The 24,309-nt window shown below is 73.9% G+C and carries 24 protein-coding genes; 9 read left to right on the top strand and 15 right to left on the bottom strand.

Annotation, left to right across the window (positions count from 1 at the left end):
* The first annotated feature begins 51 nt into the window (after positions 1-51).
* Together IW256_RS38645 and IW256_RS38640 are read left to right on the top strand one after the other, a co-directional pair.
* Entirely contained in the window at positions 52-939 is an 888-nt protein-coding gene (locus IW256_RS38645; RefSeq protein WP_307829343.1) for an NAD(P)-dependent oxidoreductase, read from the top strand.
* Positions 936-1,718 carry an SDR family NAD(P)-dependent oxidoreductase gene (locus IW256_RS38640; RefSeq protein ID WP_197015659.1) on the top strand — a complete coding sequence of 261 codons (783 nt, stop codon included), beginning with the start codon at positions 936-938 and terminating at the stop codon, positions 1,716-1,718. Before IW256_RS38645 ends, IW256_RS38640 begins: the two co-directional genes overlap by 4 nt.
* Positions 1,719-1,738: 20 nt before the next feature.
* On the opposite strand, the gene IW256_RS38635 is transcribed toward IW256_RS38640, so the two are convergent.
* Positions 1,739-2,596: an AraC family transcriptional regulator gene (locus IW256_RS38635; RefSeq protein ID WP_197015658.1), complete on the bottom strand. Its 858-nt coding sequence runs from the start codon at positions 2,594-2,596 to the stop codon at positions 1,739-1,741.
* A 153-nt stretch (positions 2,597-2,749) separates the two neighbouring features.
* Here IW256_RS38635 and IW256_RS38630 point away from each other — a divergent pair, with 153 nt between their 5' ends.
* Positions 2,750-4,582 carry a protein kinase domain-containing protein gene (locus tag IW256_RS38630; RefSeq protein WP_197015657.1) on the top strand — a complete coding sequence of 611 codons (1,833 nt, stop codon included), beginning with the start codon at positions 2,750-2,752 and terminating at the stop codon, positions 4,580-4,582.
* Here the strand turns inward: IW256_RS38630 and soxR are convergent.
* Positions 4,575-5,054 carry a redox-sensitive transcriptional activator SoxR gene (soxR, locus tag IW256_RS38625; RefSeq protein WP_197015656.1) on the bottom strand — a complete coding sequence of 160 codons (480 nt, stop codon included), beginning with the start codon at positions 5,052-5,054 and terminating at the stop codon, positions 4,575-4,577. The genes IW256_RS38630 and soxR overlap by 8 nt on opposite strands.
* Before the next feature lie 53 nt (positions 5,055-5,107).
* Here soxR and IW256_RS38620 point away from each other — a divergent pair, with 53 nt between their 5' ends.
* Positions 5,108-6,226: a nitroreductase/quinone reductase family protein gene (locus IW256_RS38620; protein WP_197015655.1), complete on the top strand. Its 1,119-nt coding sequence runs from the start codon at positions 5,108-5,110 to the stop codon at positions 6,224-6,226.
* Positions 6,227-6,320: 94 nt separating this feature from the next.
* Here IW256_RS38620 and IW256_RS38615 read toward each other — a convergent pair whose 3' ends face one another.
* Both IW256_RS38615 and IW256_RS38610 read right to left on the bottom strand, forming a co-directional pair.
* Positions 6,321-7,289: a pectate lyase family protein gene (locus tag IW256_RS38615; RefSeq protein WP_197015654.1), complete on the bottom strand. Its 969-nt coding sequence runs from the start codon at positions 7,287-7,289 to the stop codon at positions 6,321-6,323.
* Between the two features lie 14 nt (positions 7,290-7,303).
* Complete coding sequence (locus IW256_RS38610) at positions 7,304-7,933, bottom strand: rhamnogalacturonan lyase family protein (protein ID WP_420535436.1); 630 nt, start codon at positions 7,931-7,933, stop codon at positions 7,304-7,306.
* 388 nt (positions 7,934-8,321) lie between these two features.
* Here IW256_RS38610 and IW256_RS38605 point away from each other — a divergent pair, with 388 nt between their 5' ends.
* The 3 genes from IW256_RS38605 (at position 8,322) to IW256_RS38595 (ending at position 13,289) form a co-directional block, all read left to right on the top strand.
* Positions 8,322-9,026, top strand: coding sequence for a SigE family RNA polymerase sigma factor (locus IW256_RS38605; RefSeq protein WP_197015653.1), 705 nt, complete (start codon positions 8,322-8,324; stop codon positions 9,024-9,026).
* The gene (locus tag IW256_RS38600; RefSeq protein WP_197015652.1) at positions 9,026-9,811 is read left to right on the top strand and encodes a hypothetical protein; all 786 of its coding nucleotides are present in this window, start codon (positions 9,026-9,028) and stop codon (positions 9,809-9,811) included. Before IW256_RS38605 ends, IW256_RS38600 begins: the two co-directional genes overlap by 1 nt.
* Positions 9,812-10,070: 259 nt before the next feature.
* Positions 10,071-13,289, top strand: coding sequence for an ATP-binding protein (locus tag IW256_RS38595; protein ID WP_197015651.1), 3,219 nt, complete (start codon positions 10,071-10,073; stop codon positions 13,287-13,289).
* Positions 13,290-13,377: 88 nt separating this feature from the next.
* Here IW256_RS38595 and IW256_RS38590 read toward each other — a convergent pair whose 3' ends face one another.
* The 4 genes from IW256_RS38590 to IW256_RS38575 all read right to left on the bottom strand — a co-directional run bounded on the left by IW256_RS38590 (position 13,378) and on the right by IW256_RS38575 (position 16,659).
* Positions 13,378-14,229, bottom strand: coding sequence for an ABC transporter permease (locus tag IW256_RS38590; protein ID WP_307829342.1), 852 nt, complete (start codon positions 14,227-14,229; stop codon positions 13,378-13,380).
* Positions 14,226-15,236: an ATP-binding cassette domain-containing protein gene (locus tag IW256_RS38585; protein ID WP_197015650.1), complete on the bottom strand. Its 1,011-nt coding sequence runs from the start codon at positions 15,234-15,236 to the stop codon at positions 14,226-14,228. The genes IW256_RS38590 and IW256_RS38585 overlap by 4 nt, the downstream gene beginning before the upstream one ends.
* Before the next feature lie 26 nt (positions 15,237-15,262).
* Positions 15,263-15,865, bottom strand: a complete 603-nt coding sequence (locus IW256_RS38580) for an NADPH-dependent FMN reductase (RefSeq protein WP_197015649.1) — start codon at positions 15,863-15,865, stop codon at positions 15,263-15,265.
* 116 nt (positions 15,866-15,981) lie between these two features.
* Complete coding sequence (locus IW256_RS38575; RefSeq protein WP_197015648.1) at positions 15,982-16,659, bottom strand: TetR/AcrR family transcriptional regulator; 678 nt, start codon at positions 16,657-16,659, stop codon at positions 15,982-15,984.
* A gap of 85 nt (positions 16,660-16,744) precedes the next feature.
* Here IW256_RS38575 and IW256_RS38570 point away from each other — a divergent pair, with 85 nt between their 5' ends.
* Positions 16,745-17,248, top strand: a complete 504-nt coding sequence (locus tag IW256_RS38570) for a quercetin 2,3-dioxygenase (RefSeq protein ID WP_197015647.1) — start codon at positions 16,745-16,747, stop codon at positions 17,246-17,248.
* A gap of 170 nt (positions 17,249-17,418) precedes the next feature.
* Here the strand turns inward: IW256_RS38570 and IW256_RS38565 are convergent, their stop codons facing one another.
* From IW256_RS38565 to IW256_RS38550, 4 genes are all read right to left on the bottom strand, one after another.
* Positions 17,419-17,994: a TerD family protein gene (locus IW256_RS38565; RefSeq protein WP_197015646.1), complete on the bottom strand. Its 576-nt coding sequence runs from the start codon at positions 17,992-17,994 to the stop codon at positions 17,419-17,421.
* A 52-nt stretch (positions 17,995-18,046) separates the two neighbouring features.
* Positions 18,047-18,616: a TerD family protein gene (locus IW256_RS38560; protein ID WP_197015645.1), complete on the bottom strand. Its 570-nt coding sequence runs from the start codon at positions 18,614-18,616 to the stop codon at positions 18,047-18,049.
* Between the two features lie 121 nt (positions 18,617-18,737).
* Positions 18,738-19,133: a rhodanese-like domain-containing protein gene (locus tag IW256_RS38555; RefSeq protein ID WP_307829341.1), complete on the bottom strand. Its 396-nt coding sequence runs from the start codon at positions 19,131-19,133 to the stop codon at positions 18,738-18,740.
* Entirely contained in the window at positions 19,130-19,582 is a 453-nt protein-coding gene (locus IW256_RS38550) for a cysteine dioxygenase (RefSeq protein WP_197015643.1), read from the bottom strand. Before IW256_RS38550 ends, IW256_RS38555 begins: the two co-directional genes overlap by 4 nt.
* 289 nt (positions 19,583-19,871) lie before the next feature.
* Between IW256_RS38550 and IW256_RS38545 the strand changes: the two genes are divergently transcribed.
* Positions 19,872-21,344 (top strand): alpha/beta hydrolase, encoded by a 1,473-nt coding sequence (locus IW256_RS38545; protein WP_197015642.1) that lies wholly within the window; start codon positions 19,872-19,874, stop codon positions 21,342-21,344.
* 101 nt (positions 21,345-21,445) lie between these two features.
* Here IW256_RS38545 and dmpG read toward each other — a convergent pair whose 3' ends face one another.
* From dmpG to IW256_RS38530, 3 genes are read right to left on the bottom strand one after another with little or no spacing between them, the layout of a single operon-like run.
* Positions 21,446-22,534, bottom strand: coding sequence for a 4-hydroxy-2-oxovalerate aldolase (gene dmpG / locus IW256_RS38540; RefSeq protein WP_197015641.1), 1,089 nt, complete (start codon positions 22,532-22,534; stop codon positions 21,446-21,448).
* Positions 22,531-23,427 carry an acetaldehyde dehydrogenase (acetylating) gene (locus tag IW256_RS38535; protein WP_197015640.1) on the bottom strand — a complete coding sequence of 299 codons (897 nt, stop codon included), beginning with the start codon at positions 23,425-23,427 and terminating at the stop codon, positions 22,531-22,533. Before IW256_RS38535 ends, dmpG begins: the two co-directional genes overlap by 4 nt.
* Positions 23,424-24,251: a 2-keto-4-pentenoate hydratase gene (locus tag IW256_RS38530; RefSeq protein ID WP_197015639.1), complete on the bottom strand. Its 828-nt coding sequence runs from the start codon at positions 24,249-24,251 to the stop codon at positions 23,424-23,426. The genes IW256_RS38535 and IW256_RS38530 overlap by 4 nt, the downstream gene beginning before the upstream one ends.
* Positions 24,252-24,309 lie beyond the last annotated feature (58 nt).

Genomic DNA, 24,309 nt, shown 5'->3' with positions numbered 1-24,309 from the left:
TTCTGATTGCATCGGGTGAACGGCGGCCGAGGCTCGGTGGAGGTGGGGTCCGTGGACACGCTGGGATTCATCGGGCTGGGCGTGATGGGCCGCCCGATGGCGTCGAACCTGGTCCGCGCGGGTTCACCGGTGGTCGTCTGGAACCGTACGGCGGCGCGTTGCGCTCCTCTGGCGGCCGCGGGCGCCACGCTCGCCCGCGGCCCGGACGAGGTGTTCGCACGGGCCGGCGTGGTGTTCCTGATGCTGGCCGACGAGGCGGCGATCGACGCGGTCGTGGAACGGGGGACGCCCGCGCTCGCGTCCCTGGTCCGGGGTCGCACGGTGGTGCAGATGGGCACGGTCTCCGCGTCGTACTCGCGCGGCCTCGCCGCGGAGATCACCGCCGCCGGCGGCGCCTACGTCGAGGCGCCGGTGTCGGGTTCGCGCGGGCCCGCCGAGGCGGGCGAGCTGGTCGCCATGCTGGCCGGGCCCGGCGCGGCCGTCGAACGGGTCCGCCCGCTCCTCGCCCCGATGTGCGCGGAGGTGTTCGTGTGCGGGGACGTGCCCTCGGCGCTGCTGACGAAGTTCTCGGTGAACGTGTTCCTGATCGCGATGGTGACCGGGCTGGCCGAGGCGTTCCATTTCGCGGAGGAGCACGGGGTGGATCCGGGCCGGCTGGAGCGGATCCTCGACGCGGGGCCGATGGCGTCCACCGTCTCCCGGGCCAAGTCCCGCAAGCTGGCCCGCGGCGACTGGGACGTGCAGGCGTCCATCGGCGACGTGCTGAAGAACAACCGCCTGATCACGGACGCGGCGCGCGGGCGGGGCGCCGCGTCCCCGCTCCTGGACGCCTGCCGCTCCCTGTACGCCGAGACCCTGGAACTCGGCCACGCCTCCGCGGACATGGCCGCGGTGATCCACGCGTACCGGGCCCGCGCCCGGCCGGAGGGGACCTCATGAGCACACCGGCCCGGCCGTCCGGCCTCCCGGTCGCGATCGTCACCGGCGGCAGCCGGGGCATCGGGCGCGCCGTCGTCGAACGGCTCTGCCGCGACGGTCACGCCGTGGTCTTCACCCATTCCTCGTCCGACGCCGAGGCGGCCCGGGTCGAGAGCGACGTCCGGGCCGCCGGTCACCAGGTGTGGGCCGAGCGTCTCGACGTCACCGGCGACGACGCCCCCGGCCGCCTCTTCGACCTCGCCGAGGCCCGCGGGCGGGTCACGGCCCTGGTCAACAACGCGGGGGTCACCGGCCCGCTCGGGCCCCTCACCGGCCTGCCCGACGCCGACCTCCGGCGGATCGTGGACGTGAACCTGACCGCCCCGGCCCGCCTGTGCCGCGAGGCCGCCCGGCGCTGGGCGGACGGCGGCGGGACGGACGGCGGCGGAACGGTGCGCCGCGCCATCGTCAACGTCTCCTCGGTCGCCGCCCGTACCGGCTCACCGCACGAGTACGTCGTGTACGCGGCGACCAAGGCGGCCGTCGAGACCCTCACCCTCGGGCTCGCGAGGGAACTGGGCACGGCCGGCATCCTGGTCAACGCGGTCTCGCCGGGCACGACCGACACCACCATCCACGCCCGCGCCGGTGAGCCGGGCCGGGCGCGGCGGGTCGCGGCCTCGGTCCCGCTGCGCCGTCCCGCCGACCCGGCCGAGATCGCCGCCGCGGTCTCCTGGCTGCTGTCGCCGGACGCCTCCTACGTCACCGGGACCGTCCTGAACGTGGCCGGAGGGCTGTGACGGGACCGCCCGCCCGCCCGTCAGGCGGGACGGACGGCGGCGGCCCAGGCGCCGGGGGTCACCCCGTAGGCCCGCCTGAACATCCGGGTGAGGTGGGCCTGGTCGGCGAACCCGGCCGCGGTGGCGGCGTCGGCCGGGCGCCGGCCACGCAGGATCAGCTCCCGCGCCAGGTCGAGCCGCCGCATCGTACGGAACCGCGAGGGGCTGGTACCGAAGGACGCCCGGAACTGCCGGGCGACCGACCACCGGTCCAGGCCCGTGACGGCTTCGAGTTCGGCGGCCGGGTGCGGCGCGGTGGGGTCCTCGGCGAGAAGGGCGCGCACGCGCCTCATGGCGTCGATGTCCAGCGCGGCCGTGCCGGTGCGCGAGGGCGCCGCGTGGGCGAGCAGGACGTCCGCGATCGCCGTGGTGATCTCGGCGGCCTCCAGGTCGTCCAGCGGCTCGTCGAGGTGGGCGAGGAAGCCGTCCAGGCTCCGGGGGATCGCGGCCGGGCCGATCACCGGGTCGGCCACGAACGGCAGCGGCCGTCCGCCGAGGGCGTCCTGGACCAGGGCCGGGTCCAGGTAGAAGATCCGGTACGCGAACCCGTCGTCGGTGCCCGCGGCCCCGTCGTGGAGCTCGTCGGGATGCAGGACGTGCCACTGGCCGGGCAGGCAGTGGCGTTGCTCGCCGCGGTACCGGAACGTCTGCACGCCGGCCAGCGTGACGCCCACGGCGTAGGTGTCGTGCCGGTGCGGTGAGAAGGCCGTGCCGACGAGTGCCGCCTCCAGCCGTTCGATGCCCTCGGTGCCGCGGCCGATCCGGAAACTGTGCCCGGACGGGGCCGGCGGCCGATGCCGCCGTACCGGTTCGGGGCCGTGGGCGTCCTGCTCCCGCATCTCCGCAGAGTACTCAGCGGGACCGGCCCGGCGCCCGGGCGGGTTCCGGCCGCCGCGGCTCATTTCTGTTTCGCCACCGGTTGCGTGAACTTTTCACTTTCATCCTGCCTCTCTCCTAGGGAGGATTCTTTCGATCATGTGGAGCGGGAGGGCGTGCGGGTGTCCAGCGAGAGGCTGAGGCCGCTCCAGGCGGGCGATCCCCGGCGGGTCGGCAAGTACCGGCTGCTGGCGCGGCTGGGAGTGGGCGGGATGGGCCGGGTCTACCTCGGCCGCTCGCAGGGCGGGCGGACGGTCGCGGTCAAGATGGTCCACCCGCACCTGGCCGAGGACCGCCGGTTCCGGCGGCGCTTCGCGCAGGAGGTCGCGGCGGCGCGGCGCGTCGGCGGCTTCCACACCGCGCAGGTGGTGGACGCCGACACCGACGCCGACACGCCCTGGCTCGTGACGGAGTACATCGCCGGTCCGTCGCTGGAGGAGGCCGTCGACGAGTACGGCGCGCTCCCCGAACGTTCGGTGGCGGCGCTCGGCGCGGGCCTGGCCGAGGGGCTGATGGCCGTCCACGAGCGCAACGTGGTCCACCGGGACCTCAAGCCCGGCAACGTGCTGCTCGCCCAGGACGGGCCCCGCATCATCGACTTCGGCATCGCCCGCGCGCTGGACGCCAGTTCGCAGACCACCCGTACCACTGTGGCCGGGACGCCCGGGTTCATGTCGCCCGAGCAGTTCCGGGGCCGCGAGGTCGGGCCGGCCGGCGACGTGTTCTGCCTGGCCGCCGTGCTGGCCTTCGCCGCGACCGGCCGGGGGCCGTTCGGTGAGGGGCCGATCGAGGCCCTCGGATACCGCGTCGTCAACGAGGACCCGGACCTGACCGGCGTACCGGCGTCGCTGTTCCCGCTGGTCGCCGCCGGCCTGGAGAAGGACCCGGACGACCGGCCCGGCCTCGGCGAGTTCCTCGACCGCTGTTCCGCGCTGGCCGACGGCGGGGAGCCCCCGCTGCCGCCGCGCGTCACCACGATGATCGTCACGCGGGTGGCGGAGACCGAGGCCCTGACCGCCGCGATGAAGCCTCCCGGGTCGGAGTCCGGCGGGTCGAAGGGCGCCGGGTTCAAGGGCGGCGGGTCGAAGGACAGCGGGTCCCAGGGCGCCGGGTCGAAGGCCGCCGGGTCGAAGGGCGCCGGAACGAAGGGCGCGAAGGCGAAGGCCGCCGGGAATGGGAGCGGGCAGAAGTCGCCCCCTCCGCGGGGCACGCCCCGCGGCACACCGCACGCCCCGCCCCCACCCCCGCGAACCCCCGCGCCCAAACCGCCGGTTTCCGCGTCGACCGCGGGGCCGGTCGCCGTGGCGGGCGTCCTCCTGGTCGCCGCCTTCGTCTGGCTGGTCTCCAACGACCGGGAGGAGCCGGTCTCGCCGGGCGCCGCCGGAACGCGGACGACCGCGACCTCGACCTCGACCCCGACCCGGACGTCCGGCATGGGCGGCGGCTCCGTGCCGAGCAGGAGGACCCCGACGCCCGACCCCACCCTCGAGGCGTTCGAGGAGATCTCGGCCGGCGACTGCCTGGACGCGTACAAGGACCCCTACGACTCCACCGAGTGGAGCGAGAACATGCCGGGCGCGGTCGACTGCGACCGGACGGACGCCTACGTCCGGGTGACCCGGGTCGCCGACAGCCTCGGAGACTGCGACTCCGAGCCGCTGGACGGGGAGTCGTCGTGGAGCCACCGCGGCAACGGAGAGTCGATCTACCTGTGCGTGGAGCGCCGGCTCCGCGTGGGCGAGTGCTTCCTGGGCAAGAAGAGCGAGAACAAGGGCCGCATCTCCATCACCAGCCACGGCCTGATGACCTCCTGGGGATGCGGCAAGAGCACCGTCCCGAAGGCCTTCGACTACATCCTCCAGGTCACCGGCCTCACCAGCGGCGACTGCCCCAGCGGCTCCCGTACGTGGGACTTCCGCGGCGGCAACCTCTGCGCCCGGGTCACCTGACGTCCTCCGGGGCGTCCTCTGGGGTGAACAGGCGGCGCGGCCCCGGACCGTGCGCGCCGAGCCTGTCGCCGGGGTTGACCAGCGCGCACTGGTCGAACGACAGGCATCCGCAGCCGATGCATTCGGTGAACCGGTCCCGCATCCGCTCCAGCCGGGCGATGCGGGCGTCGATCTCCTCGCTCCAGCAGTGCGAGGCCCGCTCCCAGAACTCCCGGGTCGGCGCCACGCCCTCCGGCAGCAGCGCGAGCACGTCGCCGATCACCGAGAGCGGGATGCCGAGGTGGTGGGAGGCCCGGATGAAGGCGACCCGGCGGAGCGTCTCGCGGCGGTACCGGCGCTGGTTCCCGGCCGTGCGCCGGCTGCGGATCAGCCCTTGCCGCTCGTAGAAGCGCAGGGCCGACGCCCGGACCCCGCTGCGGCCGGCCAGCTCGCCGATCGTCAGCTCCTGCACGTCGGCCGGGAGCGATGTCATGCGCGTCACACTAGCTTGACCTCAACCCTTGTTTAACTTCGAGGCTTTCCGCCATGGCCCCTGATACGAGAGACACCTGGCCCGACCTCACCCGCACCGACGCCGGCGGCGTCCTCGTCAGCGAGAGGACCGCGGACGGGACGGAGGCGCGGGCGCTGGCGGACGACACGATCGCCGCGCTGGAGCGCCTGCCCTGGCCGCCGGGGCTCCTTTCGTTCACCGTCTTCGCGGGCACCGGCGGCGGGGCGGTGCTGACCTACAGCCAGTGGGCGGACGGAGCCGCCGACCCCGCGTTCGTCGCGGAGGTGACCGGCGCGGAGCCGATCGCGTACCGCCTGTATCGCGGCTCGGCGCGCGACGGCGATCCGCCGGCCCCCGGGTGCCTCGTCGTGGTGCGGGTCGAGTTCGACGGGCCGGACGAGGAGCGCCAGCGGCGCTGGATCGACACCGTCTTCGGCGCGCTCGCCTCCGAGACCGCCCTCCATCCGGGCGGGATCTCCGGCCACTTCCACACGAGCGCCGACGGCACCCGGGTGCTCAACTACGCCGAGTGGACCGGCGAGGACGCGCACCGCGACGCCCTGGAGAGGTCCGGCCAGGGAACGGTCGGGGCGTCTCCCGAATGGCGCAAGGTCACGGAGTTCCCCGGTGTCAAGGCGAGCGGGGTCACGCGTTACCACCTGGTGCGCGGCCTCTCCCGGCGGGAGGAACCGCTGGACAGCCCCACCGACTGGGTCGCCGAGCACATCCGCGCCTATGTCGAGACCGACGGCCGGGAGGGCCACCTGTACCAGGGATGGCCGACGCTGCTGCTGACCACGCGCGGCCGGAGGACGGGCAGGGCACGGCGTACCGCGCTGGTCTACGGCCGGGACGGTGACCGCTACCTGCTCGTGGGCTCGAACGCCGGGTCGGAGCACCACCCCGCCTGGTACCTCAACCTCACCGAGCACGCCGAGGTCGGGGTCCAGGTGGGCGCGGACAGGTTCACCGCGCTGGCCCGTACGGCGACGGCGGAGGAGAAGGCGCGGCTGTGGCCGCGGATGACGTCGATCTTCCCTCTCTACGACGACTACCGGGCGCGGACCGAGCGGGACATCCCGCTGGTGATCGTCGAGCCGGTCGAAGCGCCCGGCGGGTCCGGCGGGCGGACGGACCCGCCCGGGACCTGAGGCTCCGCGCAGGGAACGGCCCCGGACGGGTCCTGGTGGGGACGCCGCGCCGGGGCCTGGTGCCGAACGGATCAGAGGGCGGGCCGGAGGCGGGTCAGATCTTGCCGACGCCCGCTCCGCCCGTGACGGTCCCCTTCACGCCGGAGGCCGTCTCGGCCGAGTAGGAGTACGGGATCGCCGCCACCGAGCCGGGGTTCCGGGTGAGGAGCGTGCCGGAGCCGGTCAGGTGGTTGCCGGACGCCCTGATGTTGCCCTCGTCGGAGTCGCCCTCCTGGAGGGACGTGGGCCGGTCGACGTTCTCGAAGTAGTTGGCCTCGACGAACACGCCCGCGTTCATGGTGGACGCGACGCCGTAGCTTCCGATGTCGCTGTAGTAGTTGTTGACCACGTGCACGGGGTTGGCGAAGCGCACGCGCGGGTGCCTCTGGTCGGTGCCGCGGAACCAGTTGTGCACGTACGTCACCCGCAGGTGCCCCAGGTCCTGGGAGGCGTTGTCGTCGGAGTGGCCGATGAGCGCCGTCTTGTCGTGGTCGTGGAAGAGGTTCCACGACACGGTGATGAAGTCGGACCCGCGCTTGATGTCGAGCAGGCCGTCGTTGGCGCCGGTCAGGTCGTTGTGGTCGATCCAGATGTTGGTCGCGCCCTCCTGGACGTTGATGGCGTCGTCGTTGGAGCCGCTGAAGGAGAGGTTCCGGATGATCACATTGCGGGAGCCGTTGAGGTTGAGGCCGCCGCCGGTGATGCGGCCCGCGGTGCCCACGCCGACGATGGTCTTGTCGGAGCCGACCCGCTGCATCCCCGACAGGCTCACGGTGCCGTTGACCTGGATGACGTAACGCCCCGACGCGTTGACGTACTGGTTGAACTGGGTGGCGTTGCTGACGGTCACGGTGGTGCCGCCGGCGCCGCCGGTGGTCCCGCCGTTCATGCTCGCGTAGCCGACGGGGCTGGACTCGGCCGCCGGGACGGGCGGGGCGGCGGCCATCGTGCCGGTCCCCTGCAGGCCGAAGCCGGCGGTGGCGGCGAGGGCGAGGGCGGCGATACCGAAGGTCCTTCTCTTCATGGGGGGTTCTCCTTCTACCGGACGTAGATGGACGGTTGGGGTGGGGTGGGCATGCGGTCACCGATGAAGAAGCTCGGGTGCGGTGGCTGGTTGTACGCGGTGTTCTGCCAGGCCAGGGCCACCCGGTACTGCGTGTCGTGCTGCAGGGTGTAGATCTTGCGGTCGGTGACGTCGCGGGTGGTGTGGATCCGCAGGCGGGTGTTGTCGGACGTCCGCCAGATGACCTCCTCTCTCCAGTCCCCGAACAGGTCGCCCGACAGGGCGGGCGTGGCCTTGGTGCCGTTGTTGGACGCCACGCCCGAGCCGGTGAGCAGACGGGTGTCGCCGTCCGGGCCGTACTTGTCGATCCGGGTCCCGTCCAGGAGCTCGCGGACCGGGTCGGCGTCCCACCAGGCCAGGAAGTTCATGGAGGACGGCTTGCGGCCCGCGACGTTGCCGGTCACGCTGCGCAGGTTCCCGTCGGAGGCCGACCAGAACTCGGCGCCGATCCGGCCGTCGGGTCCGAGGGCGGGCGGACCCGCGGCGCCCGGGAGCGTGGCCGCCACCGCCCCGGCCGCCGCGACCAGGGTGACGGGCGCGAACGAGGGTCTGCGCCGGTACGCGACGCGGCGGCGGCCGCGTCCTCCGGTCGGTGAGGTTCTCACAACGACTCCCAGGGGTGGTCCGGCACGGCCCGGGGGCGTGCCGCGAGAAATCGGTTTCTCACTAGTCGCCATGACCGCCGGGAGGGTTGCCGTGCCCCGCGCCTTTCAAGCACCGTCGCGCGCCCGGCGGCTGACCGCGCTCGCCCCGTTCGGCCGTACGTCCAGGTCGGAGGCCGTTCTCGGCGACGGCACGGGGAGCGGGCGACACCGGGGAACGACCGGGGACGAGCCGTTCTTTCATGGGCCCGGCCCTCCGGAACGTCGAAACCGTGTCGAACCGGTTCGACTGTGGGATCGTGGCCGCGTGTGAGCTGGCGCACGGGAGGAGACCCGGAGACATGGCTGATCACCTTCCCGCCGGGCCGCGGAACGCGTGGGAGCGCTCCCGATGAGGGCCGACGAGGGCGGGACGTTCGACCTGGAGTTCCGCCGGTTCTTCGAGCGGCACCATCGCGACCTGGCCCGGCTCGCGTACCTGATGCTCGGTGATCCGGACTCCGCCGACGACCTGGCCGCCGACGCGCTGGCCGCCGCCTGGGACCGCTGGGACCGGGTGCGCCGTTCCCGGCACCCGCTCGCCTACGTCCGCCGGATCGTGCTCAACATGTGCCACAGCCGGATCCGTTCACTGGTGCGCGAGCGGGACCGGCTGGCCGAGTTCGGCATGACCGTACGGGAGCACGCCGACGGCCCGGACGTCCCGGCGGTGCTCGACGTGCGCGCCGCGCTGCAGCGGCTGCCCGAGCGCAAGCGGGCCTGCGTGGTGCTGCGCTTCGGCTTCGACCTGTCGGAGAAGGAGACGGCCCGGATCCTGGGCGTCACGGTCGGCACGGTGAAGAGCCAGACCTCGAAGGGGATCGCCGAACTCCAGCGCGCGCTCGGCGACCCCCCGCCCGGCGCGCGGCGGCCGGAGACCGGGGATCCAGGGCGGAGGCCGCCTCAGGACGAGCATGACGCGGACACGCGGCCCGCGAACGGGCACCCTGGGAGGAGGGCGCCGGGCAGGGGGCGGCCCGGCCGGGCACGGCGCGGCGCGGCCGATCTCTTCACGGGGGCGATCCGGCCGGGTGAACGGCCGCAGGAGGGGACGTGATGGGAGTGCGGCGCGACGATCTCGAACGCGCCGAGGAGTCGCTCGCGCGGCTGCGGGAGCGGCTGCGCTCCGAGGCCGGACGGCACGAGCCCGACCGCGACCGCATCTGGTCGCGGATCGAGGCGTCCATGGACCGGTCCGGCGCGGCCGTGCCGGAGGCTCGCCCCGGCGCGTCCGGGCGGCGGGCCCGCGGGCGGATCGCCATGGCCTCCCTGGCCACGGCGGCCGTCGTGGGTGCCGTGGGCGCCGTGGGCGCCGCCTCGGGGGCGTACTGGGAGTTCACCCGGGGCGGCGCGACGAGGCCGCCGGTCACCGCTCCGCCCGCGACCGGCCCGCCGGCCGCCCACCGGCCCGTGAACGGCGTCCCCTCCTCCGGGGACGCGCGGCCGGACCGCGAGAAGGGCCCGCTGTCGTCCGGCGGGACGCTCGACCCGGGCAGCGGGCCGCACTGGGCGCAGAACAACCTCACGCTGCGGGTGCGGGACGAGCTGCGCGCGCTGACGGTCACCATCCGGGTCGCCCGCACCGAACGGGTCCGGGCCACCGGCTCGTGGCTGTCACTGCCGAACGGCGACTTCCGCCCCTCCACCGAGACGACCGCCGACGCCGTCGTCTACCGGTGGACGCTGCTGCCGGGGCGCACCGTCCGGCCCGGCTCGTACGTCCTCGCGGCCCAGTACGACCGGACCGCCGGGCACGATCCGCGCCAGGACACCTACACGGTCGAGGGGACTCCGCGGGACGGCCCGTCCGCCGCGCCCGTGACCGTGGAGGGCCACTTCTGATCGGCCGGTGACCGCCTCCCCTTCCGAGCCGGACGGCCCGCCGGCCGGCTCGTGAGAACGTGTTCCCGTCTCGGCTCCGGTGCCGAGAAAGCGCTTACTCAAAAACGGTAGAGACTTCTCGAGCGCCCGTCAACCAAGCCTTTCATCGTCTTTCCCGCCATCTTCGCCCCCGCCCTCGACCTGCCGCCGGCACCGTTCTGTCGGTTCCGTTCGCTACCGTGTTCGAGCAGACCTTCAGGCCAGGGAACGGCAGCCGACCATGACAACCTCGCTGATCGGACGGGACCACCCCGCCGCGGTGCTGGACGCCGAGATCGACCGGGCGATCACCAGCCACGGCGGCCTGGTGCTGGTCACCGGTGAGGCCGGGATCGGCAAGACGGCCCTGGTCACCACCGCGGCGCAGCGGGCGCGGCGGGCCGGGGCCGCGGTCCTCGGCGGCTCGTGCTGGGACTCGGCCGCCGCCCCCGGTCACTGGCCGTGGACGCAGGTGATCCGCGCGCTGCGGCGTGCCGCCGGCCCCCGGGAGTGGGCCGGCCTCCAGGACATGGCGGGCGAGGAGCTGGCGGCGCTGCTGGGCGAGGCGCCGGGCACCGGGGCCGACGGCTTCCGGCTGTACGACGCGGTGACGACCGCGCTGGTGGCCGCGTCCCAGGCGCGGCCGGTGGTGGTGGTCCTCGACGACCTGCACTGGGCCGACGCGGCGTCGATCCGGTTGCTGGAGTTCGCGGCGCGGCACACCTGGTTCGAGCGGCTGCTGTTGATCGGCACCTACCGCGACGTGGAGGTGGAGGCGTCCGGGCACCCGCTCCGGCCGTCGCTGGGCGCGCTCGCGGCCAAGGCCACGGTGGTGACGCTGACCGGGCTCGGCCGCGCCGAGGTCGGACGGCTGATGCGCCGGACCGTGGGCCGGGAGCCCGGCGACGAGCTGATCGCCGAGGTGCACCGGCGGACCGGCGGCAACCCGTTCTTCGTCGAGCAGACGGCCCGGCTGTGGCAGGGCGGCGGCTCGGTCACCGCGATCGCGCCGGGCGTGCGGGACGCGGTGCAGCGGCGGCTGTCCCTGCTGCCCCCGGCGGTCGCGGCGATGCTGACCCCGGCGGCCGTGCTCGGCCGCGAGTTCCACCGCGGGGTGCTCGCGGCCACGGCGGAGATCCCGGTGCCGCACGCCGACCGCCTGCTCGACCAGGCGGTGGCGGCGCGGCTGGTGACCACGCTCGGCGGCGGGCGGTTCGCGTTCGCGCACGACCTGGTCAGGGAGACCCTGTACGGCGCGCTGGACGAGGCGGCGGCGCGCGACGCGCACGCCGCGGTCGTCCGCGCCCTCGACCGGTCGCCCGCGCCGGCCGACCGGCTCCTTCCGGCCGAGGCGGCCCGGCACGCCTACCTCGCCGGCGACCGGATCGACCCGGACCGCGCGGTGGAGCTGCTGACGGCCGCCGCCGACCACGCCTCGTTCCTCCTGTCGTTCGAGGAGGCGGCCGGCCATCTGCGCCACGCCCTGGAGCGCCTTCCCGCCGGCCGGGTCCGCGAGCGCACCCTCCTCACCATCGAACTGGCCGGCGCGCTGCAGCGGAGCGATCCCGGTGCCGCCCGGCGGGTCCTCGACGAGGCCGTCGGCCTCGCCCGCTCGGCGGGCGACGACGAGCTGTTCGCCCGGGTCGCGCTGACCCTCCTCCGGCACTGCCAGTTCGAGCCGGACGAGGGGCACCGCCAGGTGGGGCTCCTGGAGGAGGCGCACCGCAGGCTGGTCGGCGAGCAGGCGCCCGTTCCCGGGCCGTTCCCCCATGCGCGGATGGCGCAGGAGCTGGCGACGAAGATCGCCGGGCTGGCCCGGCAGGACGGCGACGACAAGGCCCTGATCTTCGGCCTGTGGGCGCGGCACGACGCCATTCTCGGCATCGGCACCGCGGCCGAGCGGGAGGCGCTCACCACGGAGCTGACCGAGCTCGCGCAGCGCTCCGGCGACCGGGCGGCGGCCGCGTTCGCCACCTCGTTCGGCTGGGTGGCGCTGCTGGAGCAGGGCGATCCGCGCTACCTCGACCGCTTCCGCGAGTTCCTGGTGATGGCCGGTCGCGAGGAGAGCGCCGCCTGGCAGCAGGCCACCCTGATCGACCGGGCGATCGTCAACACGTTCCAGGGGCACTTCGCGGAGGCGGAGCCCCAGATCCGCGTCGTGATGGACGCCCACGACGACGGCCAGGACTTCGCGGACATGGTCGTGCACCTGCGCTGGGCGCTGGAGATCATGCGGGGCGGGTTCGAGGCCATCGACGAGCTGGGCCCGAAGATACGGGCGCAAGGGCGTGTCTACGCCCTCCTGCTGGAGGGCATCACCGCCGCGCAGCGCGGCGACACGGGCACCGCGCTGCGTCACCTGGCGGCGGCCGAGGATACGGCCGAGCCCCTCCAGGGGACGATCGAGCCGCTGCGGCTGCGGCTGCTGGCCCAGGCCGCCGCCGCCTCCGGCGACCCCGAGCTGTGCGCCCGCGCCCGCGCCGAGCTGCTGCCGTACCGGGACCAGTGGGCGGTGGCGCTGTACGGGTGCGACGTCGGCGGCCCGATGAGCCTCTGGCTCGGCGCGGTCGACGCGGCCGAGGGGCGCTGGGACGGCGCGGTGGCGCTGCTGACGGACGCCTACCGGTCGGCGGACCTGCTGCTGGCGCGTCCGTGGTCGGTCGAGGCCCGCGCCCGGCTCGGCGAGGTGCTCGCGTCCCGCGGCGGCCCCGGCGACCGCGGCAAGGCGGCCGAGCTGCTCTCCGGCGTGGCGAGCGAGGCCCGGGAGATGGGCATGCGGCACGTGGCCGACCGTGCGCGGGCCGCGCTCGCGAGCCTGGACGGAACGGAGGGACCGGGCGGACCGGGTTCGGACGGCACGGGCGGGCCGGGCTCAGGCGGTACGGGCGGGCCGGGGGTTCCGCGTGGGGCGTCCGGCCGCGCGTTCCGTTTCGACGGGCAGGTCTGGACGCTGGCGTTCGGCGACCGGACCGTCCATATGCCCGATGCCAAGGGCCTGCGCGACCTGCGGCTGCTGCTGGGCAGCCCCGGCGCGCCGATCCCGGCGGGGGCGCTGCTGGCCCCCGAGGGCGGCGAGATCGTGGCGGCGTCCCTGCGGCCGGGCGGTGACCCGGTGCTCGACGAGGAGGCCAAGGCCGCCTACCGGCGGCGCCTCCGGCTGCTGGACGAGGAGATCGACCGGGCCGCCGGGCTGGGCGACGACCGCCGGGCCGCCGAGTACGACCGGGAACGGGCGGCCCTGCTGGAGGAGCTGCGCGCGGCCGCCGGGCTCGCCGGGCGCACCCGCCGGCTCGGTGACGAGTCCGAGCGGGCGCGCAAGGCGGTCACCGCGCGGATCCGCGACACGCTCCGCAAGCTCGACGGGCTGCATCCGGAGCTGGCCGCCCACCTGCGCGCCACGGTCTCGACCGGCACCACCTGCGTCTACCAGCCCGGCGACGACACCCCCTGGCGGCTGTGACGTTCCAGCGCGCTGTGCCGTTCCAGCAAGAAGGCCGGGCCGCCGCCCCCTTCGCGGGGGCCGCGGCCCGGCCGTGGCAGCCGTCCGATCACTTGCGGTTGTAGAGCCACATGGTCAGCGAGCCGAACACGGCGATGAACGCGGCGGCCCAGCCGGCCACCCAGACCAGCTCGCCGCCGCCCACGTCGCCCTGCATCAGGCCGCGCACCACCGCCACCAGGTGGGTGATCGGGTTGACGTCCACGAACGCCTGCAGCCAGCCGGGCATGGTCTCGGGCCGCACCAGGATGTTGCTGAGGAAGGTGAGCGGGAAGAGCACCATCATGCTGGCGCCCATGACCGACTTCTCCGAGCGCAGCAGCAGGCCGAACATCGTCCAGACCCAGGAGAAGGCGAACGAGAAGGCCACCAGGACCGCGACCCCCGCCACCACGCCGGCCGGGCCGCCGCCCGGGCGGAATCCCAGGATCAGGCCGAGCACCAGGATGACGACCGACGCCGCCGTGTAGCGGAACATGTCGCCGAGCAGGTAGCCGACCATCGGGGCGGGCCGCCAGATCGGCAGGGTGCGGAACCGGTCGAACACCCCCTTCTCGATGTCGGTGTTGACCGAGACCCCGGTGTACATGGTGGTCATGACCACGCTCATCACCATGATGCCCGGCAGCAGGAACTGCAGGTAGTCGGTGACCGAGCCGGCCAGGGCGCCGCCGAACAGGTAGGTGAACATCAGCGTCATGATCACGGGGAAGACCGTGACGTCGAAGAGCTGCTCCGGAACGTGCTTGATCTTGAGCATCGCCCGCCAGCCGAAGGCCATCGCCGCGGACGCGGCGCTGGGCCGCGGGGGCCGCTCCGCCGTCGTCAGGACCGCGCCGATGACCTCGGCGGAGGGAACGTAGGCGCTGGGCGCCTCCTGGGTCGTCGTCGCGGTGGTCACGCCACCATCTCCTTGCCGTCGTCGCTGGTGCCGTCCTCGGCCGGCCGGCCGGTCAGGGTGAGGAAGACCTCGTCCAGGCTGGGCTGGCCGAGGGAGAAGTCGTCCACGGTGATGCCGGCCGCCGCCAGTTCGGCCAGCGCGCGGGACGCCTGCTCGGCGGCGCCTCGTTCGGTGCTCTCGCCCTCCAGGCGGGCGGTCAGCGCGACGGGGTCGGCCTCCGGCTCCACCGCGGCGTCCAGGACGCTCGCCAGCAGCAGCCGCGCCTCGTCCCGGCGCCCGGCCTCGCGCAGCCGGACGTGCACCGAGCCCGCGCCCACCGAGGACTTCAGCTCGCCCGGGGTGCCCTCGGCGATGACCTTGCCGTGGTCGATGACCGCGATCCGGTTCGCCAGCCGGTCGGCCTCCTCCAGGTACTGCGTGGTCAGCAGGACCGTGGTGCCGCGCGCGACGACGACCCGGACGATCTCCCAGACCTGGTTGCGGCTGCGCGGGTCCAGGCCGGTGGTGGGCTCGTCGAGGAACAGCAGGTCGGGGGTGTTGATGATGCTGGCCGCGATGTCGAGCCGGCGGCGCATGCCGCCGGAGTAGTTCTTGACCTGCCGGTCGGCGGCCTCGGTCAGCCCGAACGCCTCCAGCAGCCGGGCCGAGCGTTCCCGGGCCGCCGGCTTGCGGTAGCCGACCAGCCGGCCCAGCAGCACCAGGTTCTCGGTGCCGGTGAGGTCCTCGTCGACCGAGGCGTACTGGCCGGTCAGGCTGACCCTGGCGCGGACGGCGTCGGGTTCCTTGCGCACGTCGTGCCCGAAGACCCGGGCCTGGCCGCCGTCGGGGCGCAGCAGGGTGGCCAGCACCCGGACGGCCGTGGTCTTTCCGGCCCCGTTGGGTCCGAGGACGCCGTAGACCGTGCCGCGCGGCACGGCCAGGTCGACCCCGTCCAGGGCCCGCTTATCACCGAACGTCTTCACCAGACCGGAGGTCTCGATCGCCAGTTCGGTTCCCGATTCGTTCATAGGTGTTCGTCCTTTCATGGGGAGGCTCAGGAGACGTACGGGCGCACCGCGCGGGCTTCGCGCAGGGCCAGCGCCCACCAGGTGAGCTGGTCGAGCATGGCCCCGGCGTCCCGCGCCGCGGCGCCGTCGTCCGGCGGCGGCACGCCGTCGCCGCACTCGAGCAGGTCGAAGGTCACCCGGCCGCGCACGGTCACCATGTGCAGCTCGGTGAACACGGTCCGCAGGTGCTCGATCGCGTGGAAGCCCTGGGACCGGTGCCCGTACGCCACGAACCCCACGGGCTTGGCCCGCCACTCGTCGTAGGCGTAGTCGATCGCCTGCTTGAGCGAGGCGGGGAAACTGTGGTTGTACTCGGGGGTGACGACGGCGAACGCGTCGGCCAGCTCGATCCGTCCGGTGAACGCGGCCACGTGGGGCGTGACCGCGCACGGGTAACGGTGCGGGAAGGTGAAGTCGGCCAGGTCGACGACGTCCACCGCCAGGTCGTCGCGGCGGCGTGCCCGCGCGGCGAACCAGTGCGCGACGGCCTCGCCCGCCCGTCCCTCCCGGGTGCTGCCGATGATCACCGCGAGGCGGACCGGCTCCGGGCCGCCGGGCTCGCCGGCGCGGGCGTTCACTGCTCGGCTCATCGCTCACCTCCAGATCGCCGTCGGCTCTCACTCTGAAGGCGCGAGATCTCGCCGCTCCCCCGCTAGATCAGATCTAGCGGGCCGCCGGAGAGGCTTCGCGATGTGCCGCGTCCGGGCTAGCCGGCGCCGTCGGTGGGGTCCGGCAGGAGTGACCGGCGCATCGCCTCCGCCAGCCGGCCGCGGAAGGCGTCCTCGCTCCAGCCGCACTGCCCGACCAGGGCCTGGTAGTGGGCGGGGTCGTTGAAGAACCACAGGACGTCGGTGGCCGTCTCGATGCCGAGGCCGTCCCGGAAGGGCCCCAGCGAGCGGGCGCGCTCCACCACCATGAGGGCGCCTCGGCGGCGGTTGTCCAGGAGTTCCGACCAGAGGCCGGTGACCTCGGGGGCGGCGTCGGCGGCCCGGCGGACCGTCTCGAAGATCGGCCCGGCCCGGCCGCCGATCAGCGTGACGACCGAGGCGTAGGCGCCGAGCACGCCGGCGGGGGTGCCGGCCTCCCAGACCGGCCGGAACCAGGGCCGTTCGGCCACCGGGACGGGCTCGTCGTCGCCCGCGAGCGCCTCGTCCAGGACCTGTTTCAGCAGGGCCGGCTTGGACCCGAAGGCGGCGAAGACGGTCGGGCGGGCCACCCCGGCGGCCACGGCGACGTCGGCCAGCGAGGTGGCGGCGTACCCGTCGCGGACGAACAGCTCACCGGCCGCGTCGACGATCGCCCGGCGGGTGCGGCGGGCGGCCTCCTCCCGGACCCGGGACCGGTAGGGCCGCTTCGGGCTCTGCTCCTTGACCACCGTCATCATGCTAGTGCTATATTCACAATACGGTTGTCTATCGAATAGTGGCTCGTCTATCGAAGATCGGTCCCCGACAACGAGGAGGCCGGGCATGACCCAGCCGACCGCCGTCCGCCCCTCCATCCACCGCCGAGACGAGGGCGAGGCGTTCTGGTTCCTCGGCAGCCTCGCCACCGTCAAGGCCGCCGGCGCCCGGACCCGGGGCCGCCTGACGGTCATGGAGTTCGTCAACCCGCCCGGGTTCGCTCCGCCCCTGCACCGGCACCTGGAAGAGGACGAGCTGTTCTACGTGTTGTCGGGCGCGGTGCGTTTCCACTGCGACGGCGAGACGCTGGCGGCAGGACCAGGCGACTTCGTCCACCTGCCCGTGGGGCTGCCGCACACCTTCCGTGTCGGCCCGGACGAGCCGCTGCGGTGCCTGCAGATCACCACCCCGTCCGGCTTCGAGGACTTCGTCGCCGCGGCCGGCGGGCCCGCGGCCGAACGCCGCCTGCCCGATCCTCTCCCCGGCGACGGTCCTCCCGACCCGGCCGCCCTCGGGGCGGCCCACACCCGGTTCGCGATCGAGATCCTCGGCCCGCCCCCGGGGCACTGAGGGGCCGGGCGAGGACGCTCGGGCGCGTACGGGTCGTGCGGGTCGTACGGCACGGGCGGCGCGGGCGGCGCGTGCGGCGCGTGCGGCACGGCATGACGCCGGAGGGCGGCGCCCATCGGGGCGCCGCCCTCCGGCGGTTCATTGCGCGATCGTGGCGGCGGACGCCGGCGTCAGACGTTGACGCCGAAGTCGGCGGCGACGCCGGCCAGGCCGGACGCGTAGCCCTGGCCGATGGCGCGGAACTTCCACTCGGCGCCGTTGCGGTACAGCTCGCCGAAGACCATGGCGGTCTCGGTGGAGGCGTCCTCGGTCAGGTCGTAGCGGGCCAGCTCCGTCCCGCCCGCCTGGTTCACCACCCGGATGAAGGCGCCGCGGACCTGCCCGAAGGACTGGCCCCGGGTTTCGGCCTCGTGGATGGAGACCGGGAACACGATCTTGGCGACCTCGGCCGGCACGGCGGACAGGTCGACCTTGATCTGCTCGTCGTCCCCCTCGCCCTCACCGGTCAGGTTGTCCCCGGTGTGCTCGACCGAGCCGTCCGGGCTGCGCAGGTTGTTGAAGAACACGAAATGCCGGTCCGACGGCACTCTGCCGGACTCGTCCACCAGCAGCGCGCTGGCGTCCAGGTCGAAGTCGGCGCCGGTGGTCGACCGCACGTCCCAGCCCAGGCCGACCGTGACCGCGGTCAGACCGGGGGCCTCCTTGCTCAGCGAGACGTTGCCGCCCTTGGACAGGCTCACACCCACCGCGTACTCCTCTCATGCCGGGACATTTGCTATTACACTTGTAGCAGAACTGTCAGGAGTGCGCGGCGATGGCGGGGAGCATGTCCTGGAACGTCCGCCCCTGGGCGGGCTCCCCGATGGCGTTCATCTTCCAGCCGCCCGAGTGCCGGTAGAGCCTGGCCATGATCATGGCGGTGTGGGCGCCGCCGCCCGTGAGGGTGAAGCGGGCCAGCTCGCCGCCGTCCGTCTCGTCCACCAGGCGGCAGAAGGCGTTGTCCACCTCGTTGAAGGTCTGCCCGTTGAAGGAGCTGACGGTGAACACCAGGGACGTGACGTGCACCGGCAGCCGGCCCAGGTCGACGACCACCGACTCGTCGTCGCCGTCGCCGGCCCCGGTCAGGTTGTCGCCGGTGTGCCGCACCGAGCCGTCGTCGCTGGTCAGCTTGCCGAAGTAGATGACGTCGGCGACCCCGCCGTCGGCCAGGAGCACGCAGGACGCGTCCAGGTCGATCTCCCGCTCCCGGGAGCCGAAGAACCCCTTCTTCTTGACCGCGTCCCAGCCCAGGCCCATGCGCACCACGCTCAGCGCACCACCGGACTTCTCCAGCGAGATCCGCTGGCCCTTCTGCAACGACACCGACACGCTCGCGTCCTCCCCATGGCACCGATCTACTACGACACTTGTAGCAGAGATCGGGCCGGCCTGGCCACAACGCACGGGCCCCGGCGAGCCGTTTCGCCGTACGGACGGATCCGGGAGGCGCCTACGAGGCGGGCAGGCCCGCCGCCTTCCATGCCTGGAAACCGCCCGCGACATCCGTCGCGCGGGTCAGGCCGAGGTCGTGCAGGGCCGCCGCGGCCAGGCTGGAGGTGTAGCCCTCCGAACAGAGGATGATGGGCCGGACGTCATAGCCGGTGGCCACGGGGAGCCGCGCCTCGCAGGCGGGGTCCAGGCGCCATTCCAGGACGTTGCGCTCGATGACGAGGGCGCCGGGCACCTCCCCCTCGGCCGCCCGCTGCGCCGCGGGCCGGATGTCGATCAGCAGCGCGCCCGCGCGCCATTCGGCGTGGGCCCGTTCCGGCTCCACGCGGTCGAGCCGGGCGCGCGCCCCGGCGAGGATCTCGTCGATGGAGCGCGCCCCGGCGGGCCGGTCCGTCACCACTGGTCGGCCCGCTCGACGGCCAGCCTGACGAGCCCGGACTCGGTCAGGTCGTAGCGGTTCATCTCGGCCAGCGGCGGCGAGTAGACGTGGATGCTGACCGCCGGGGCGGTGGAGGTGTTGCGGACCTCATGGACGTACTCGGGGCCGAACTCGCGGGTCTGCCCGGCCGCGACCTGGCGCGCACCGCCCAGGTCGCGCTCCTCCAGATCGCCCAGGGCGACCGCGAACGCGCCGCGCGAGCCGCCGTGGTCGTGCAGGCCGGTCGCCTGGCCGGGCAGCCAGCTGATCAGCCAGATCTCGTGGTCCTCGTCCCGGTGCAGCCGCTCGTACCAGCGGCCGTCGGGACTCAGGCGGACCCGCCGCACCCACGCGCCGGGGTCGGCGGCCAGGGCGCCGACGGTCTCCGCCAGGCGGGTCCGGGCGGGCATGGGCGTGCTCACCGTCATCGGGTCGTTCCTCTCCTCGTCGCTTCGCCTCGTCCGTGATCAGGCGCGGCGACACAGGTCGCTCGCCTGCCGCCGGAAGTCGACGTGCAGGCGCGACCACAAGGGACGTCCCGGATGCATGGAAACAGCCTGGCAGTAATTCCATGCCAAGTCAATCGGGATTGTAGGCAAGCGCCGAACCCTCGCGAAGGAGCGACCTCATACTTGAGAGCCATATTTACAGAGAAAGCTTTGCAGAGATTCCTTTGCAGACTAGGCTCCCGAAGGTCGTGATCAGGAAGGAACGTTCATGCTGAACAAGCGCAGGTCATTCGGCTTGGCGGGGGTGCTCGCGGGGCTGGCCGCGGGCACCGTCGCCGTCAGCGGGCTCGCCACGGCCCCCACGGTGAAGGCGACGCCGGCGGCGTCCACCGGACTGCGGTGGGCCCCCTGCGACGATCCCAAGAACCCCGGCGCGGAGTGCGCCACCCTCTCCGTCCCGGTGGACTGGGCACGCCCGGACGGCCCGAAGTTCGGCCTGGCGCTGGCCCGCCGTACGGCCACCGGGCCCGGCGAACGGGTCGGATCCCTGGTGTTCGGGCCCGGCGGACCGGGCGACAGCGGGGTGGAGAGGGTGGTCTCGGGGATCGGCAGGTTCAGCCCCGAGGTCCGCGGCCGGTTCGACATCGTCAGCTTCGACCCGCGCGGCGTCGGCCGCAGCAGCCCGGTGACCTGCTCCGGCGAGCTGCTCGCGAAGCGGCCGTCACCCGTCATGAAGGACCAGGCCGCCTTCGACGCCACGCTGGCGTACAACGCGCGGCTGCGCGAGGACTGCCGGACGCGGACCGGCCCGGTGTTCGACCACCTGGACACCGGCCAGACGGTCCGGGACCTGGAGGCGATCCGGGTCGCCCTCGGCGAGTCCAAGCTGACCTTCCACGGCAGCTCGTACGGCACGATGCTCGGCGGCCAGTACGCCGAGACCTACCCCACCAAGATCCGCGCGATGGTGCTGGAGAGCGTGATGGACCACAGCGTCCCCACCACCGGGCGCCTCCTCCATGACCAGGGGGCCGCGGCGCAGGACTCGTTCGACGAGTTCGTGAAGTGGTGCGCGGGCGACGCGGGCTGCGCGCTGAGCGGCCGGGACGTGCGGGCGGTGTGGAAGGGCCTCCTCGCCCGGGCGGGACGCGGCGAGCTGGAGCACCCCCAGAAGCCGGGAACGCGGATCTCGTCGATCGACCTGGTCAACATGATCGCGTTCCGGGCGTTCTACAAGCCCGACTACGCGGGCTTCGCCCAGACCCTCGCGAAGATGGAGCGCGCCGCGCCGCTTCCGGCCGGGCCCACGTCCCTGTCGCCGCTGCCTCCGGCGCTACCGGTGTTCTGCGCCGACTGGAGGCTGCCGGTACGGAACCACGCCGAGTACGCCTCCCTGGTCCGGCGGATGGACAGGGTCGCGCCCGACCTGCCGTACCTGCTGCCCATCCGCGGGGTGGCGTCGTGCCTGGGCTCGCCGACCGCCAACCCGCAGCACCGCCTCCAGGTGCGCGGCACCCCGCCGATCCTGCTGGCGAACGCCGTGCACGACCCCGCCACCGGCTACCCGTGGGCCGTGTCGGTCGCCCGGCAGCTCGGGCCCAAGGGCGTCCTGCTGACCTACGAGGGCGCGGGCCACGGCACCGCCACCGACGGCCCCTGCATGGAGAACACCGTCGACCGGTACCTCACCGACCTGCGGGTCCCGCCGCGCGGCACCCGCTGCCCGGCCGTGGCCTCCTGAAAGGCCGCGCGGCAGGGCGCGGGTGCGGCGCGTGCGGCACGGGTGCGGCACAGGTGCGGCGCGGGTGCGGCACGGGTGCGGCGCGGGTGCGGCCGGACGGGTCAGGCCGGTGAACGGCCGGCGTCCTCGGCCCGCTCGCGCTCGGCGGCCAGCTGGAGGGCGACGTCGATGATCATGTCCTCCTGGCCGCCGACGTAGCCGGCCTCCCCCACCTTCTGGAGGATCTCGTGGGCGGGCACGCCGTACCGTTCGGCGGCCCGTTCCGCGTGCAGCAGGAAGCTGGAGTAGACCCCGGCGTAGCCCTGGGTGATCGCGCCGCGGTCGGCGAACGGCAGCCGGTGCAGGAACGGCTTGACCACGTCGTCGGCCGCGGCCAGGGCGCCCTGCACGTCGACCCCGGTCGGCACGCCGAGCCGTTCGAACGTCGCGACCAGCACCTCGGTCGGGGAGTTGCCCGCGCCGGCGCCGAGCGCGCACAGCGCCCCGTCGATCTGGCGGGCGCCGTTCTGGGCGGCCAGGACGGAGTTGGCGACGCCGAGCGAGAGGTTCTGGTGGCCGTGGAAGCCGACCTCGGCCTCGGCGCCGATCTCGGCGACCAGCGCGCTGATCCGCGCCTGGGCGTCGCCGAGGACCAGGGCGCCGGCGGAGTCGACCACGTAGACGCACTGCGCGCCGCCGTCCACCATGATCCGGGCCTGCCGGGCGAGCTCCTCCGGGCCGATCCGGTGCGAGAGCATCAGGAAGCCCACGGTCTCCATGCCCAGGTCGCGGGCGGCGGCGAAGTGCTGGAGGGACACGTCGGCCTCGGTGCAGTGGGTGGCGATCCGGGCGACCGACGCCCCGGCGCCGTGGGCCTGCCGCAGGTCCTCCACGGTGCCGAGGCCGGGCAGCAGCAGGACGGCGATCCTCGCGTCGCGGGCCTCGTCCACGGCCGCGGCGACCAGCTTGACGTCGTCCTCCAGCGAGAACCCGTAGTTGAACGACGATCCGCCGAGGCCGTCGCCGTGGGTGACCTCGATGACCTCCACCCCGGCGCGGTCCAGGGCGTGCACGACGCCGCGCACCTGCTCCTCGGTGAACCGGTGGGCCATCGCGTGGCTGCCGTCCCGGAGCGTGGAGTCGGTGATCCTGATCTTCTGGGCGGCGCCGCCGCCCTCGCCGGTGCCGGGTACGGTTCCGTGCCCGCTCATGAGATCGCCTTCCTGGTCGCCAGCCGCTCGCCCACACGGGCCGCCGCCGCCGTCATGATGTCGAGGTTGCCCGCCCAGGGCGGCAGGTAGTCGCCGTTGCCCCGGACCTCCAGGAACACCGCGACCCGCGCCATCCCGTTCCAGATGTCGCGCGGCTCGTCGAACTGCGGTTCGGCGCGCAGCGTGTAGCCGGGCACGTAGGCGGCGACCTCCGCCACCATCCGGTGGACCGACGCGGCGATCGCCGCGGTGTCGGCGTCCGGCGGGATCGCGCAGAACACCGTGTCCCGCATGATCATCGGCGGGGTGACCGGGTTGAGGATGATGATCGCCTTGCCGCGGGCCGCGCCGCCCACCCGTTCGATGGCGCGGGCCGTGGTCCGGGTGAACTCGTCGATGTTGGCGCGGGTGCCCGGACCGGCCGAGCGGGACGCGATGGACGCCACGATCTCGGCGTAGGAGACCGGGACCACCGACGAGACCGCGTGCACGATCGGGATGGTCGCCTGCCCGCCGCAGGTGATCATGTTGAGGTTCGCCGCGTCCGCCAGCGCGTCCAGGTTGACCGGGGGGCACACGAACGGCCCGGCGGCGGCGGGGGTCAGGTCGATCGCGGTGACGCCCGCCTCGGCGTAGCGCGGGGCGTTGGCCAGGTGCGCCTTGGCGGAGGTGGCCTCGAAGACCAGGTCGGGCAGGTCGTCCTGCGCGAGCAGCCAGTCGACGCCGCCCGCCGACGCCCGTACCCCCAGGTCGCGGGCCCGGGCCAGGCCGTCGGAGGACGGGTCCACGCCCACCATGGAGTGGACCTCGATCGCGTCGCTGCGCAGCAGCTTGACCAGCAGGTCGGTGCCGATGTTGCCGGGACCGACGATGGCGGCGGTGAGCCGGCTCACGACGCCTCCCCTCGCGCCGCGAACGCGGCGGTGACCGAGCCGATGCCGGCGAACGCGGCGGTGAAGGTGTTCCCCGGGGCCACCGGGACGGCCGCGGTGACGGAGCCGGGCAGCACCACGTGGCCGGCCTCCAGGGTGACGCCGCGCTCGCCGAGGACGTTGGCCAGCCAGACCAGCGCGTTGATCGGCGAGCCCAGCACGGCGCCGCCGGCGCCGGTGTCCACCAGGTCGCCGTCACGGTGCAGCAGGCAGCCGGTGAGGGGCAGGTCGAGGGCGTCCAGGCGGGCCGGCGTGGTGCCGAGCACCACGCCCCCGCTGGAGGCGTTGTCGGCGATGGTGTCGGCCAGGGTGATCTTCCAGTCCGCGATCCGGGAGTCGATGATCTCCAGGGCGGGCAGCGCGAACTCGACGGCGGCGACCGCCTCGGCGGCGGTCACCCCGGGACCGGCCAGCGGGCGGCCCAGGACCAGCGCGATCTCCGGCTCGATCCGCGGCTGCAGGAACCGGGCGGTGTCGATGGGGGCGGCGTCCTGGACGAACATGCCGTGCGTCAGGTGGCCGAAGTCGGGCTGGTCCACGCCGAGCTGGCGGCGCATCGCCGCGGAGGTCAGCCCGACCTTGTGGCCCTTGATCACCGCGCCGGCGTCCGTCCACGCCGCGACCTGGCGCAGCTGGACGGCGTAGGCGTCGGCGACCGACATGCCCGGGTGGGCCGCGGTCAGGGGCGGGATGGGGATGCCGCTGTCGTACGCGTCGAGCAGCGCGGTGGCGGCCTTGGCCACGGAGGCCGTGTCCAGGCGCGCGCCGTCTCTGGCAGCGTCCATGGCCTTCCTTTCGTCGTTCGCCAGGTGAGGCGGTACCTGGAGGGTGGCCTCCCGCCAC

This window comes from Actinomadura viridis (genome assembly GCF_015751755.1).
Taxonomy (GTDB): domain Bacteria; phylum Actinomycetota; class Actinomycetes; order Streptosporangiales; family Streptosporangiaceae; genus Spirillospora; species Spirillospora viridis.
This window is presented reverse-complemented; position numbering and strand designations above follow the sequence as displayed.